Below are 13,692 nucleotides of genomic sequence, written 5' to 3'. Positions count from 1 at the left end.
TCAGTCCCGATCGCCCGCGCGCAGGGCCTCGACCTGTTCGAGACTCAGGCCGGTGACCTGCGCGATCTGCTCGTCGCCGAGCACGCCGAGCTGGATAAGGCTGCGGGCGGTCTGCCTCGCGGCTTCCCGGCGGCCTTTCTCCAACCCGATCTGCTCGCCTCGGCGCTGCGCCTCGTTCAGCAGCGTGACCTCGTCGTGCAGCGCCCGCTCGCGCACGAACTCCAAGCGCCGTGCCTGCTCATCCGCGCTCAGCGCCCGGACGCGGCTCATCGCCTCCCGGATCGGGGGATGCTCGACCTGTGCCATGATGGCCTCCTCTGACCAATGTTCGAAAAACGTCACCCATGCGCCCAGCGGACCGGCCGTGAGTCCCAGCCGGTCGGCTTTCTTCAATTCGATCAAGACGTAGTCGTTCTTCGGATCGAGGAGCGTTTGATCGGTCATGGGATTCGTACGATTGATGATGGGCGCGCTCGCCCGAGACCATCGGTCCGCTCAGCGAACCCTACCGGCGCTGCGCTCGGTCCGCCCGCCAAGAACCCCGCAATCAGCGTCGTGTCCGTTGTGCGGACCATTCGTTGCTTCAGGCTCGGGAATATTGGTGGCGATAGCGCATTCGGCGCCACTTGTGCGACCACACCGGGATGCAATGTTCGACGGATGCAGTATCATGCCGAACGTTAGCTTACCCGATATCGACGGATCACCGACCGGTCGACCACTGCGCCCCAACCCCCGGTCTCCCATCCACCCGAATCCTTCGCCCGACCGCCATGCCCACGCCGACCCTCGATACCCTGATGCGTCAACACCCCGACCCGATCGCCGCCAAGACCGACGGCGATCCCGGCGCATGACGCGCCTAGCGAGCGCGCTGCGCCGCAAGGCACGCACCTTTCTGCGCCAACCCCGGTTCATCCAGCTCTGGCTCGTCCCGCTCTGGTTCATCCTCGGAATCGGCAAGGTGCTCATCTTCACGATCTCCTTTCGCCGCCTGGCGCCACGGCTCGGGCGCCAGGCCGGCATCGCGCCCTGGGTGCCGGTTCTCGACCCCACGCAAGAGGCGCGCGCGCTCCTGATCGGCCGGGCCGTCCGCCTCGCGGCCCGATACACCCCCTGGGTTTCCAACTGCTTTCCGCAGGCCATCGCCGCGCGGGTGTTGCTCGGACTCTATGGACTGCCCTACACGCTCTACTTTGGGCTCATGCGCGATCCGGGCAATCCCGCCGGCATGAAGGCCCATGCCTGGGTCGCGGCCGGGCGGGTGCGGGTGACCGGGGGGCACAGCTTCGGTCAGTTCACCGTGGTCGGCTGCTTCGTCTCGCCGCGGCTGACCGCTGTGTCGATGCGGTGAATGCGCTGCGATTTTTCCTGCGCCTGCGGGTCCAGGCGCTGCGCGGGCGTCTGCTCGGAATGGCATGGTGCTGGACCGCCGCGCGCCGGCGAGCTTGGTGCCGCTCCGTGGCCGATGTGCCGCAGGAGGTCTTCCTGTTCAACGACTCGATCCGCAACATCCTGCTCCGGCCGCACGCCGGGTTGCGGCTGCTGGCAGTTGGGGAGCGGTTCTCTATCATCTCGGAGAGGCTGCATGATGTATAGCCTGCCGGAACGCGAAACCCTGCTGCTCCGATTACTCTCGCCGACACCGCCGTTAAACGGTGCGACGCGCGCGGGATTTGACGGTGATGACTGGGATGCGGTTCGCGGCATCGTTCGTCAGCACCGTCTGGGGCCGTTGCTGCACTGGCAGTTGACGCGGACCCGGCCCGATCTGCCGATCCCGGCAGGGATCCGCGATGAGCTGGCCCAAAGTCTCAGGCGATCCACAGTGCGTTCACTTCGGCTGCAGCGGGAGCTGATTCTCATCCATCGCCTGCTGACCGAGGCCGGCATCCCGTATCAGGCGCTGAAGGGGGCCTTTTTGGCCTTCCACGTCTATCCGAATGCCGGCACACGCCCGATGCGGGATCTGGATATCCTGGTGCCGCGTGAGCAGGCCTTGCGGGCCTTCGATGTGCTGCTCGCGGGTGGCCTGGTCAGACCCGCCATGTACCAGGGTTCACCTGAAGCGCAGATCGAGATTCGCAACCATCTGCCACCGCTGCATGCGGCATCCGGAAGGGTCACGGTCGAAGTCCATGCCCGTCTGCAAAACCCCGACGTGTTGGTTGCGGATGCCGTGGATCTGAGTGAGACCGCCGAGTATTGGCAGCGCACCATTCGGCGACGGACCGCCGGCGAGCGGATCGCCTTTCCAGACCCGACGGATCTGCTGCTGCACCTGATCCTGCACGCGCTCGACCACCGCTTCAACAATGGTCCACTCACGCTGAGCGACATCGGTTATCTGGTGCAGAGCGAGACCATCGACTGGACTTCGTTCTGGCAACGAGCGAGTCAACAGTATTGCGTGCGGTCTTGTTGGCTGACGCTGGGACTGGTGGAACGGTATTGGGGAACGCTGGCGATCGACTGGCCGCAACAATGCCCGAGTGACCGCGAGAGCGCGCAGGCACTGGAAACGGCCGCTGCGCTGATGCTGCGCGATTACAGGACGCCAAGCATTGCGGCTCTCGCACGTATCGGTCAACAGCAGGCATCTGTACTCGCCAAGCTGGGCTTGCTCTTGCGTCGGGTATTTCCGACGCGAACCACGATCGCAGCGGCTTATCCCGTTCGTGCAAAGTCGGCACGGGTGTTCCTGTTCTATCTGCCGCACATATGGGGTCTGGTTAGCCGACAGCTGCCCTATATCTTGAATCCAAGGCTTCGAGCACATTTCAGTGACGATCTGCAGAAGCTTGAGGACTTGGAGCGTTGGCTGGCAGATTGACGACAGATCACCTCTGCTCTGAGTCAGAAGCCGCTCGATGGCTTGCAGGTAGGCCGCCATCTCCTCTCGCTTGCCGACCGAGAGTACCAGCACGACCGGCACAATTCCGGGGACAGTGCGGCCTGGCAAGGCCGCGTGAACTAGCGGGTGGGAATCCCGCCTGGGTAATCGTGCGCCGCGAGCCCAGTATCGAGCCTTGCGGCGTGGACGGCAACGGACACGTCGATGCGTAGGCACGAAAGCAGGCGAGGTGCAAAGGTAACGGGTGGAGCCGACCTTGAAGGTGTTGAGCCCCGTAAAGAACAGTCGGGAGTGCCGACGGGTTTGTCCCTCCGGCAGGCAACAATCCGTGTCGCGGTATGGCGTGCGATGCGGGTACTCCTCGGGGTCCGAGGCCGTATCGAGCCTGACATCGAGAGCATGCGGTAACCAGGGAGATCCACGCATCGGTCCGCTGGAGGCGGGCACCCGCGAACAAGTTAAAAGCGAGGACGTGGGCGGCGTTGCGTGGAAGTCGGAGCCATCCATACGAGCGTTGACGCCCGGTAACGCGGGTCGAGCAAAGGGGTGGCGGCCTGAGACAACGCGAGGGTGAAACACGGCCCTACACCGTGAGGACTCTGTCCGTGGCAACGACGCTCGCGCGTTTCACACAGTCGGCGTGCCCCGTCCTGGGCGGTGCGTGCGAAGCCCTGCGCTGCGGCGGGTGCCGTCAATGCGGAGTCGACAGGGCGCCGGATCGCTCCCCTGTTCCACTGTGAAAGACTCGGGCTGGGAGCCGGATGGTGTAACACTCCAAGTCCGGTTCTGCGAGGGGCCGGGAACGAGCCGTCGCATGGCAGAGATATTGTGGCACCGCCGGGAAACCAGGCGGCAACAGAGAACACGAACTTCTGTCTACACGACGGTGAGAACCCGGCCTACTCTCCGTGCGGCCTGGCAAGGCCGCGTGTTCTAGCGGGTGGGAATCCCGCCTGGGTAATCGTGCGCCGCGAGCCCAGTATCGAGCCTTGCGGCGTGGACGGCAACGGACACGTCGATGCGTAGGCACGAAAGCAGGCGAGGTGCAAAGGTAACGGGTGGAGCCGACCTTGAAGGTGTTGAGCCCCGTAAAGAACAGTCGGGAGTGCCGACGGGTTTGTCCCTCCGGCAGGCAACAATCCGTGTCGCGGTATGGCGTGCGATGCGGGTACTCCTCGGGGTCCGAGGCCGTATCGAGCCTGACATCGAGAGCATGCGGTAACCAGGGAGATCCACGCATCGGTCCGCTGGAGGCGGGCACCCGCGAACAAGTTAAAAGCGAGGACGTGGGCGGCGTTGCGTGGAAGTCGGAGCCATCCATACGAGCGTTGACGCCCGGTAACGCGGGTCGAGCAAAGGGGTGGCGGCCTGAGACAACGCGAGGGTGAAACACGGCCCTACACCGTGAGGACTCTGTCCGTGGCAACGACGCTCGCGCGTTTCACACAGTCGGCGTGCCCCGTCCTTGGGCGGTGCGTGCGAAGCCCTGCGCTGCGGCGGGTGCCGTCAATGCGGAGTCGACAGGGCGCCGGATCGCTCCCCTGTTCCACTGTGAAAGACTCGGGCTGGGAGCCGGATGGTGTAACACTCCAAGTCCGGTTCTGCGAGGGGCCGGGAACGAGCCGTCGCATGGCAGAGATATTGTGGCACCGCCGGGAAACCAGGCGGCAACAGAGAACACGAACTTCTGTCTACACGACGGTGAGAACCCGGCCTACTCTCCGTTTACTTAATTCACTTCGATTACAGGTCAGTTCGAGCGCGGAGCAAGGCGTCAGCGCCCTGCCAAGTCCGCTATCATCAGGAAACCGGGGACGTACCACGGTTCTCGCGATCGGCGACCAACCGGCCTCGCTGATGGGTCCGGCCAACGCGCTTTCTGAGCGGTTCCCGAGATCGTCGCGTTGAGGTCGACCCCTCGGACCGTCCGGCCGGTGGAAGAGGACGACTGCACGTCGTCGATCCCGGGAGGATACCGGGGACGTACCACGCGATCGATACGGTTCCTTCGTCACTTCATTCGCTAAACTGCCCCTGGAACGAGCCCTGTTCGCCGGCGACTGGCCGACCGGCACCATCGCCCCGGGGGCGGACACACGGGCGAGCGGATCGTCGCCGCCTTGGAACGGCTATTGCGCGAATCATAGGCCACTCCTCCCGCAACAGAGCGACGGGTGTGTTGTCAAGCCCTTTGTGATGCGCTATGTCAACAGCGGAATGTCGTGATCACTGATGCGAGGACGATACCATGTCATTTACCGTGTGCCTGACCCCCGAGGAACAAGCCTTATTGGAACGCGTCAGCCGTCAATCTGCGCGTAGCCAGGATGACCTGGTCCGCCAGGGGGTTCGTGAGCTCTGTCAGCGTCTGTTGGAACAAACGGGGCCAACTCCTTATGAATCAGGACGCGATCTGTTCGGCACTGGACAACTCGCCGAGCCACCCACGGATCCCGCAAAACGCCAAATCTGGGAGGCCTTGCATGCCAAACATCGCCGCCTGGGTTGATACCGGCTTTCTTGTCGCCCTGTTCGCTCGCAATGACCCGCATCACACCTCCGCTGTCGAGTTCCTGGCCAATCATCAACGCCTGAGCCTGCATTCTCTCTGGCCCGTAGTCACCGAGACGGGTTTTTTCCTCGATGCATCCGGCAAGATCGCGCTCCTGAGTTGGCTGGAATGCTACGGAATCATCCTGCATGACCTCAGTATCACCGAGCTGCCGGCGATCCGCGCAACATTGAACAAATACCGCGCAATTCCGCGCAATTCCGGGGACAGTGCGGCCTGGCAAGGCCGCGTGTTCTAGCGGGTGGGAATCCCGCCTGGGTAATCGTGCGCCGCGAGCCCAGTATCGAGCCTTGCGGCGTGGACGGCAACGGACACGTCGATGCGTAGGCACGAAAGCAGGCGAGGTGCAAAGGTAACGGGTGGAGCCGACCTTGAAGGTGTTGAGCCCCGTAAAGAACAGTCAGGAGTGCCGACGGGTTTGTCCCTCCGGCAGGCAACAATCCGTGTCGCGGTATGGCGTGCGATGCGGGTACTCCTCGGGGTCCGAGGCCGTATCGAGCCTGACATCGAGAGCATGCGGTAACCAGGGAGATCCACGCATCGGTCCGCTGGAGGCGGGCACCCGCGAACAAGTTAAAAGCGAGGACGTGGGCGGCGTTGCGTGGAAGTCGGAGCCATCCATACGAGCGTTGACGCCCGGTAACGCGGGTCGAGCAAAGGGGTGGCGGCCTGAGACAACGCGAGGGTGAAACACGGCCCTACACCGTGAGGACTCTGTCCGTGGCAACGACGCTCGCGCGTTTCACACAGTCGGCGTGCCCCGTCCTTGGGCGGTGCGTGCGAAGCCCTGCGCTGCGGCGGGTGCCGTCAATGCGGAGTCGACAGGGCGCCGGATCGCTCCCCTGTTCCACTGTGAAAGACTCGGGCTGGGAGCCGGATGGTGTAACACTCCAAGTCCGGTTCTGCGAGGGGCCGGGAACGAGCCGTCGCATGGCAGAGATATTGTGGCACCGCCGGGAAACCAGGCGGCAACAGAGAACACGAACTTCTGTCTACACGACGGTGAGAACCCGGCCTACTCTCCGTTTACTTAATTCACTTCGATTACAGGTCAGTTCGAGCGCGGAGCAAGGCGTCAGGGGAAACCGGGGACGGTGCGGCCTGGCAAGGTCGCGTGTTCTAGCGGGTGCGAGTCCCGCCCGGGTAATCGTGCGCCGCGAGCCCGGTATCGAGCCTTGCGGCGCGACTGGCAACAGGCGCGTCGATGCGTAGGCACGACAGCAGGCGAGGTGCAAAGGTAACGGGTGATGCCGACCCTGAAGGTGTTGAGCCCCGAAAATTTTGGTTGGTGAGTGCCGACGGCTTCGTCCCGCCGGTAGGCAACAATCCGTGTCGCGCTCTGGCGAGCGGCACGGATACTCCCCGGGTCAGAGACCGTATCGAGCCTGACATTGAGAATACGCGGTAACCAGGGAGATCCGCGCATCGGTCCGCAGGAAGCGGGCACCCGCGAACAAGTGTCAAAAGCGAGGACGCGGGCGGTGATGCGTGGAAGTCGGAGCCACCCATACGAGCTGTGACGCCCGGTCATGCGGGTCGAGCAAAGGGGTGGCGGCCCGAGACAATGCGCGGGTAAAGCACGGCCCTACACCGAGAGGATTCTGTCCGTGACAATCATGCTTGCGCGTTTCACGCCGTCGGCGTGCCCGCCCTTGTGGCGGTGCGCGGAACGCTCGGCGCTGCGGCGGGAGCCGCTCGCGCGGAGTCGACAGGGCGCTGGATTCGCTCCCCTGTTCCACGGCGGAAGACTCGGGCCGGGAGCCGGATGGTGGAACACTCCAAGTCCGGTTCTGCGAGGAGTCGGGCGCCGAATCGTCGCATGGCGGAGATATCGCGGCACCGCCGGGAAACCAGGCGGCAAACAGATAAAGCAAACATCTGCCTAAACGACGGCAAGGCCCCGGCTTACTCTCCTACCACGGATTGACTGTCGGCGACCAGTCTGGGGGGCGGGGCGCTCCTCATTCTGCGCAAGAAGCGAGGATCTGAGGCTCGCGGGGTCCGGTGGTGCCCTTGGAGTCCGAGACCTTTGCGCGCCGGAGTCGGCCGTCAGTCGGCCGCATGATACCTTTGCCGGCGAGGATCGACACGCTTTTCTCGACGGTTTTTTGTGCTACTTTTCGTGGGCACAATCACGCGAGGCACCTGATGGAAACGCTCGATGTCTTCTCGGTTCGGGATCTGCGTACCCGCTCGGGCGATTTGCTGAGGGACGCGGAGCTCGGACAACTCGCGCTCATCACGAAGCACGGCCGACCCGCGATTCTCGCCGTGCCGTTCGACCGACGGTTGCTCGACCAAGGCGTGCACCGCGCCTTGGCACTGACGCTGTTCGAAAACCGGCACCTGACGCTCGCTCAGGCCGCGAAGGTTGCGGGGCTCTCGCTGGATGGGTTCATCGACCTGCTTGGATCGCTCGGTTTGTCTGCGGTGGATTATCCGGCGGAGGAGTTGGCGGATGAGTTGGGCGCCGCCTTGTGAAGGCGGCTTGACGCGCGGGTCGCGATGAATAGGGTCGTCGTCGCGGACGCCGGGCCACTGATCGCCCTTGCCCGGATCGACCGCCTGGGGCTGCTGTTCGCGCTATACGGATCCGTGGTGATTCCCGAGGCCGTACTTGCCGAGTTGTGCGTGGGTTCCGATCGGCCCGGAGCGCGGGTCTTGTCGGCCGCAGTCGCCGACGGTTTCATCGAGCCGCGGGCACTTCCCGGGGGCTGCGAGGCGGACATGGCCAGTCTCGGTCTATTGCTCGACGCCGGGGAATCAGCGGCCATTCTGTTGGCGCAGGAAACGCAGTGTCGCTTCCTCCTGATTGATGAGCGCCGCGGACGACAGATTGCCCGGCGTCGCGGAATCCCCGTCGTCGGACTTGCCGGCGTGCTGTTGGCCGCTAAGCAGCGGGGCCTCCTGGAGTCTGTCGAGTCGGTGTTGGCAGCGCTGTCGCGACAGGGCTATCGGCTCTCGGATGCGTTGCTCGAAGAGGTCTTGCGCCTGGCCGGGGAGACGGGGCAAGAGGGCGAATGACTCGCTTTTCATGAAGCGGTCTGGTTCCAAGACAAGTGTCTGTTCACTTCAAAGCAAAGGTTCGCGCATCGAGCGCAACAGGGATCCGGTTATGCTTCCATCGCTGGTCGTCGACGAGGTTCGACGCGGTGTCGCCGAGACGCTGCGCGCCCAGTTCGAGCCCTCCACGGCACTGTTCAAGGACGCCGTCCGCCGCCTGATCGACGAGCCCACCTGGTTCCGGGGACCACCTGGTTCCGGGAACAGTTTACTTATTTCCCTAGGAGTCTGTCCGACTTAAACCGCGCCCAGTGCGGTATGCGATGTTTTTGGATGGGATCGGCCCCGGCGGATTTCAGAACCGCTGGAGCCGGCGCGGTTTAAAGTATTAAAAAATATCAAATTTTAAACCGCGTCTCACCGAGATCGAGGACATCTCCGAAGCTAAACGCAAAATGAAAATGACGCATGTCGCTCTGGACGCGGTTTAGGTGATTTCCGGGAAAGCATCGACCAACATGTAGGGGCGACTTTAGTCGCCCGGTAAGCATTGGCAACACGCACGGCCGGGATGATCATTCCCGGAAATCGCCTTAAGGCGATTTTATAAACAATCGCTTATCGTTTGTAAGTCGCCCCATTTCGGTCAATTTCACCTAAAAATAGCCATAATCTGACTTTCGAACATTGACAGCCATTATCTTTCAATGAGTTATAAGTCGGACAGCCTCCTAGACGAGATGCTTCGGATCGGTTAGAACACGAAGTGACGTTTCCGTGGCGAGGGATTGGACGACCGATGGCCAGACTTCCGAGGGTGGTTGTCCCGGGACTTCCACATCATGTGACACAGCGCGGTAAGCGACGCCAGCGAACCTTTTTTGGTGACGAGGACGACGCCGAGTATCGGCGATTGCTGTCGACGTCCTGTCGAGCATGCGGCACGCAGGTGCTGGTCTACTGCCTCATGCCGAATCATGTGTCCCAGGTCGCCATGGCGTGAGATTGTACTCCAGCAACACTCAGTCGATCGGTTTGCAGACTTGGCTCTAGCTCGCTCCCACGCTCTGCGTGGGAGTGTCGCCCCGACGCTCCGCGTCGCGAGGCCGGAGCAGGCGCCTCGCCGCATGGCGGGATCCGCGGTGTCGGTGGCAGGGACGCGGAGCGTCCACTCGACACTCCCACGCGGAGCGTGGGAGCGAGTTGGGGGGAAGCGTTCAGGCATGCCCCTGGCGCTCTGCGCCACGTGCCACGATGGCCGGAGTGACGGGCAAGGCCCCGGAGGTGAGACCTGATCCTTTGCCTACGCCTTCTTGCCGGCTGCGACCCCGCCAAGCCGCTGAACCGAGTAGAGGCTGATCAGCGGGTCATCGGTCATCAACAGCAGCGGCTCGGTTTGCGCTTGGACGATCAGCAGGCGGTCAAACGGATCGCGATGGTGAACCGGCAAGTGACGGACGGCAGCGGCATGGACGGCGGAAATCGGCAGCTCGCGAAAGCCGGTTTCAAGTGCCGCGCGATGGATCGCATCAGGCTCCACGTCGAAATCCGGGCGGTCGAGGGCACGTTTAATCGCGATCTCCCAGATATTGACAGCGCTGAAGAAGATCCGATGCTCGGGTGATTCGAGCACGTCCCTGCACGCTGCATCAAGTTGCGCAGGCCGCAACAAGGCCCACAGCAGGATGTGGGTGTCGGTCAGCACCTGCATCAGCGGCCCTCGACGGCGTCGATGAAGTCAACCGGGGTCTCCGGGATCGGCGGTGCCTGTTCGTCAGGCAGCTTGAAGCAGCCTTCCAGCCGACCGAGCACGCGCCGCTGCGGTGCCTCACCGACCAACACCAGGCGCACGACCGGCTTGCCGGCGCGGGCGATGACGGCCTCGCCACCGGCCTCCACCTGTTCGATGAGCCGGGACAAGTGTGACTTGGCCTCGTGGATGTTGAACTGGGTTTGCATGGTTAGTCTCCGGTTAGCTAATCGGAGGATAAACGTGCACGGCCGACGCGACAAGGGTCGGGGCACGGTCGAGCTAATCAGGAACAGACCACGGTTTCTTGAGACTGACATAAGCACAGAACGCAGTTTCCCGAGTCAATCAGAAACAACCGTGGTCTGTACCCCGGGGGCGGGTGAATTCCGGGTAGAGTAGAGAGCAGGTCGCCGATTACGGTAGCCGTGGCTTATCTGTTTCCGCGCCTTTCGTTTCGCGGAGGGGAAACCGGGGACGTACCACGGTAAACGCGATCGGCGACCGATCGGCCTCGCCTGCTTCCGAGCGATCTGCTTGGGGCCGGCGCATCCCCGATCCGATGTCGGCGCCGACGCCCCGCCGTGCCCGGCGCGCCAACGGGGCGCGGTTGCGGGACAAGGTTCCGTCGACGTCAATTCCGGGGGAACCTCATAGAGATGTTTAGGGGCGTGTAGGGGCGTGTAGGGGCGACTTTAGTCGCCCCTCGCTCCTGCGGCTTGGTTTCCGGGCGACTGAAGTCGCCGCTACCCATGGGCGACTGAAGTCGCCGCTACCCATGGGCGACTGAAGTCGCCGCTACCTCTGGGCGACTGAAGTCGCCCCAACCCCTGGGCGGTCTTAGCTCACTCCCACGCTCCGCGTGGGAGTGAGTTAGGGGAGCGGGAGAGTGCGAGGGAACGACGCCGGCGCGGGTCAGTGTGAGGGTGCGTTCGCTTGTTCAGATGGTTGACACTCAGTCGATCGGTTTGCAGACTTGGCTCTGGGCGTATTCTCCGACGGTTTCGTGATGCAACTCATTGACGACAGGAAGATCCGGGAAGTCACTGATCGGATCGTCACGGCGCTCGCCCCGGTCCGGGTCGTGTTGTTTGGTTCCTATGTCTGGGGAGAACCCGACAGCGACAGTGACCTGGATTTGTATGTGATTGTGCCTGACCAGGCGGAGCCGTCCTATCGGCTGGCGCGGCGGGCTTACCATGCCTTGCATGGCGTGAATGTCCCCGTGGATGTGGTTGTGCGTACCCGCACGGAATCGGACCGTCAGGCCGGTGTGGCGTCGTCGTTCGATCGCGACGTGCTGTCCCGTGGGATCGTCTTGTATGGCTGACGCCGCAGCCGTCTTGGTTGGTGCTTGGATCGCAAAGGCTGAGCGAGACCTTGCTTCGGCCTCATGACTGTTGGACGGTACGCCCCCGTATCCCGATACAGCGGTCTATCACTGCCAGCAAGCGGGCGAAAAGGCACTCAAGGCTTTTCTTGCTGCCCATGGGTGGCCCATTCGCCGTGTCCATGACTTGGTTCTGCTGATCGACACCTGTGTCGGGTTGGATGAATCCTTCAGCCAACTGGCGGAGGCAGCTGAAATCCTCACCCCTTACGGAACGACTTTTCGCTATCCGGGTGCCGCGACGGAGCCGCACTTGTCGGATGCGTTGGAAGCCATCGACTGCGCCAAACGGATTCTAGACCACGTCAGAATGGCGCTAAATCCTTGTAGAAGAGTACGAGGTGCTTGAAATGCTGGAAAACCGGCCTCGATTCCGTCGCAAGGAGTCAGGTCATGTGGATGGAGAAGATGTGTTCGGCGCTTTTGGTCGAACCAATGCCGGCCGACCGCTCAGCGTGTTCTTTGTCTATACGAAGGATAAGCGAGCCATCATCGTTTCGGCGCGCGATATGACGCAAAACGAGGTGAAACGATATGGCTAGCCGATCGTCCGTTTCCAACGCCGATAGCTATCAGGATATTGGCGATTATTGGGATCAACACGATGCTACCGAAAGCGGTGGGCAGGAGCAGGCCGACTTCGATGTCCGGATTCTTTCGCGACGTCACTATTTCGCAATTGATGATGAGCTGTGCGCGAAGATTCGAATCTTGGCCGAGCGCCGCGGCATCAGCGACGAGACACTGGTCAATATGTTTCTGAAAGATCGGATTGCGGAAGTGGATTTGCAACCTTGAGTCTCGGGTGGAACCGTTACGACTGTTTCGGTTGATGACGCCTCCAATTTCGGGGACAGTTTACTTAATTCACTTCGATTACAGGTCAGTTCGAGCGCGGAGCAAGGCGTCAGGGGAAACCGGGGACGTACCACGGTAAACGCGATCGGCGACCGATCGGCCTCGCCTGCTTCCGAGCGATCTGCTTGGGGCCGGCGCATCCCCGATCCGATGTCGGCGCCGACGCCCCGCCGTGCCCGGCGCGCCAACGGGGCGCGGTTGCGGGACAAGGTTCCGTCGACGTCAATTCCGGGGGAACCTCATAGAGATGTTTAGGGGCGTGTAGGGGCGTGTAGGGGCGACTTTAGTCGCCCCTCGCTCCTGCGGCTTGGTTTCCGGGCGACTGAAGTCGCCGCTACCCATGGGCGACTGAAGTCGCCCCTACCCCGGGCGGTCTTAGCTCGCTCCCACGCTCTGCGTGGGAGTGTGGTGTGGACGCTCCGCGTCCGAGGCTTGATGAAGGCGTGGGCGTCTCGATCGGGTCCGGTTTCCCTGCCTGCGGGGTTCGACGCGGAGCGTCGGGGCTACACTCCCACGCGGAGCGTGGGAGCGAGTTAGCTGGGAGCGCGGGAGTGAGTTAGCTCGGAGGGTGGGAGCGAGTACTGGCGAGTCTGGCAACAGAGGCCCGACAATGAAAGATAGAACCCATGATGAAGCCATGGCCGAGCTCTTCAGGGAGGATGCGGCCTTCGCGACCCAATATCTCAATGACATTCTGGCAGACGGAGATCAAGCCGACCTGTTGATTGCGCTGCGCCAGATGTCCAAGGCATTCGGCGGCGTTGCCCGGATTGCCGAGCAGGCCCATCTACACCCAAACCAGCTCTACCGCACGCTTTCGCCCGAAGGAAACCCCGAGCTCCGCAGCCTGACGGCGATCCTCAAGGCACTGGGCCTGCGCCTTGCCGTACAACCCCTCCATCACGCCTAAGACGTTGTGGTGAATGTGCTTCGCTTGTCCCATTACCCTACGAAACTGGTGCTTTTTCGAGATGCTGAAGACGCCGGACTCCGCCGACCATCGTCGAGACACCCCGGGCTGGTGCACGACATCACCGTCATCGGCGAGGATGAGATGGTGGTGACGCGGTGGCCCAACGAGATCTTCTTCAAGGATCTCGGACTGCGCAAGCCGGATGTGTTTCTCAATGTCGATGCCTCCTCGCTCGGGCGTGTGCTGGGCAACATCCTGATCTCGATCGAGCCGGTTCTGGATGAGCATCGTCCGGACGCCTTGCGGTAGCTCGCGGACGGCCTTCTGGATCGCTCAGTTCGGCCAATAGCGG

The 13,692-nt window shown here is 62.6% G+C and carries 16 protein-coding genes; 13 read left to right on the top strand and 3 right to left on the bottom strand.

Annotation, left to right across the window (positions count from 1 at the left end; genetic code table 11):
• Nucleotides 1-444 carry a hypothetical protein gene (locus tag KFB96_RS06025; protein ID WP_213465672.1) on the bottom strand — a complete coding sequence of 148 codons (444 nt, stop codon included), beginning with the start codon at nt 442-444 and terminating at the stop codon, nt 1-3.
• A 409-nt stretch (nt 445-853) separates the two neighbouring features.
• Here KFB96_RS06025 and KFB96_RS06020 point away from each other — a divergent pair, with 409 nt between their 5' ends.
• From KFB96_RS06020 to KFB96_RS05990, 7 genes are all read left to right on the top strand, one after another.
• On the top strand, nt 854-1,354 hold the full coding sequence (locus KFB96_RS06020) for a lasso peptide biosynthesis B2 protein (RefSeq protein ID WP_213465674.1): 501 nt from the start codon (nt 854-856) through the stop codon (nt 1,352-1,354).
• Nucleotides 1,351-1,599: a hypothetical protein gene (locus KFB96_RS06015; protein ID WP_213465676.1), complete on the top strand. Its 249-nt coding sequence runs from the start codon at nt 1,351-1,353 to the stop codon at nt 1,597-1,599. Before KFB96_RS06020 ends, KFB96_RS06015 begins: the two co-directional genes overlap by 4 nt.
• A complete protein-coding gene (locus KFB96_RS06010) occupies nt 1,589-2,833 on the top strand; it encodes a nucleotidyltransferase family protein (protein ID WP_213465678.1) in 1,245 nt (414 codons plus the stop codon). The genes KFB96_RS06015 and KFB96_RS06010 overlap by 11 nt, the downstream gene beginning before the upstream one ends.
• Before the next feature lie 2,504 nt (nt 2,834-5,337).
• Complete coding sequence (locus tag KFB96_RS06005; protein ID WP_213501806.1) at nt 5,338-5,664, top strand: hypothetical protein; 327 nt, start codon at nt 5,338-5,340, stop codon at nt 5,662-5,664.
• A 1,910-nt stretch (nt 5,665-7,574) separates the two neighbouring features.
• Nucleotides 7,575-7,907, top strand: a complete 333-nt coding sequence (locus KFB96_RS06000; protein ID WP_213466072.1) for a type II toxin-antitoxin system prevent-host-death family antitoxin — start codon at nt 7,575-7,577, stop codon at nt 7,905-7,907.
• A gap of 24 nt (nt 7,908-7,931) precedes the next feature.
• A complete protein-coding gene (locus KFB96_RS05995; RefSeq protein WP_213466070.1) occupies nt 7,932-8,450 on the top strand; it encodes a DUF3368 domain-containing protein in 519 nt (172 codons plus the stop codon).
• A 91-nt stretch (nt 8,451-8,541) separates the two neighbouring features.
• Nucleotides 8,542-8,730 (top strand): hypothetical protein, encoded by a 189-nt coding sequence (locus KFB96_RS05990; protein ID WP_213466068.1) that lies wholly within the window; start codon nt 8,542-8,544, stop codon nt 8,728-8,730.
• 1,002 nt (nt 8,731-9,732) lie between these two features.
• Here KFB96_RS05990 and KFB96_RS05980 read toward each other — a convergent pair.
• Both KFB96_RS05980 and KFB96_RS05975 read right to left on the bottom strand, forming a co-directional pair.
• Nucleotides 9,733-10,140, bottom strand: coding sequence for a type II toxin-antitoxin system VapC family toxin (locus KFB96_RS05980; RefSeq protein WP_213466066.1), 408 nt, complete (start codon nt 10,138-10,140; stop codon nt 9,733-9,735).
• On the bottom strand, nt 10,140-10,388 hold the full coding sequence (locus KFB96_RS05975; RefSeq protein ID WP_120797567.1) for a type II toxin-antitoxin system Phd/YefM family antitoxin: 249 nt from the start codon (nt 10,386-10,388) through the stop codon (nt 10,140-10,142). The genes KFB96_RS05980 and KFB96_RS05975 overlap by 1 nt, the downstream gene beginning before the upstream one ends.
• An 800-nt stretch (nt 10,389-11,188) precedes the next feature.
• On the opposite strand from KFB96_RS05975, the gene KFB96_RS05970 reads away from it, so the two are divergent.
• From KFB96_RS05970 to KFB96_RS05945, 6 genes are all read left to right on the top strand, one after another.
• On the top strand, nt 11,189-11,509 hold the full coding sequence (locus KFB96_RS05970; RefSeq protein ID WP_213466065.1) for a nucleotidyltransferase domain-containing protein: 321 nt from the start codon (nt 11,189-11,191) through the stop codon (nt 11,507-11,509).
• Between the two features lie 70 nt (nt 11,510-11,579).
• Complete coding sequence (locus KFB96_RS27415; RefSeq protein ID WP_213466064.1) at nt 11,580-11,918, top strand: HEPN domain-containing protein; 339 nt, start codon at nt 11,580-11,582, stop codon at nt 11,916-11,918.
• A complete protein-coding gene (locus tag KFB96_RS05960) occupies nt 11,911-12,111 on the top strand; it encodes a BrnT family toxin (RefSeq protein WP_213466063.1) in 201 nt (66 codons plus the stop codon). Before KFB96_RS27415 ends, KFB96_RS05960 begins: the two co-directional genes overlap by 8 nt.
• Nucleotides 12,104-12,367 (top strand): CopG family antitoxin, encoded by a 264-nt coding sequence (locus tag KFB96_RS05955; RefSeq protein ID WP_213466062.1) that lies wholly within the window; start codon nt 12,104-12,106, stop codon nt 12,365-12,367. The genes KFB96_RS05960 and KFB96_RS05955 overlap by 8 nt, the downstream gene beginning before the upstream one ends.
• A gap of 670 nt (nt 12,368-13,037) precedes the next feature.
• Nucleotides 13,038-13,337 (top strand): addiction module antidote protein, encoded by a 300-nt coding sequence (locus KFB96_RS05950; protein WP_213465627.1) that lies wholly within the window; start codon nt 13,038-13,040, stop codon nt 13,335-13,337.
• Nucleotides 13,338-13,448: 111 nt separating this feature from the next.
• Nucleotides 13,449-13,649 (top strand): hypothetical protein, encoded by a 201-nt coding sequence (locus KFB96_RS05945; RefSeq protein ID WP_213466061.1) that lies wholly within the window; start codon nt 13,449-13,451, stop codon nt 13,647-13,649.
• Nucleotides 13,650-13,692 lie beyond the last annotated feature (43 nt).

Origin of the sequence: Thiocapsa sp. (assembly GCF_018399035.1) — a bacterium.
GTDB lineage: Bacteria > Pseudomonadota > Gammaproteobacteria > Chromatiales > Chromatiaceae > Thiocapsa.
Note: the sequence above shows the minus strand (reverse complement) of the source record. Positions and strands in the feature narration are given on the sequence as shown.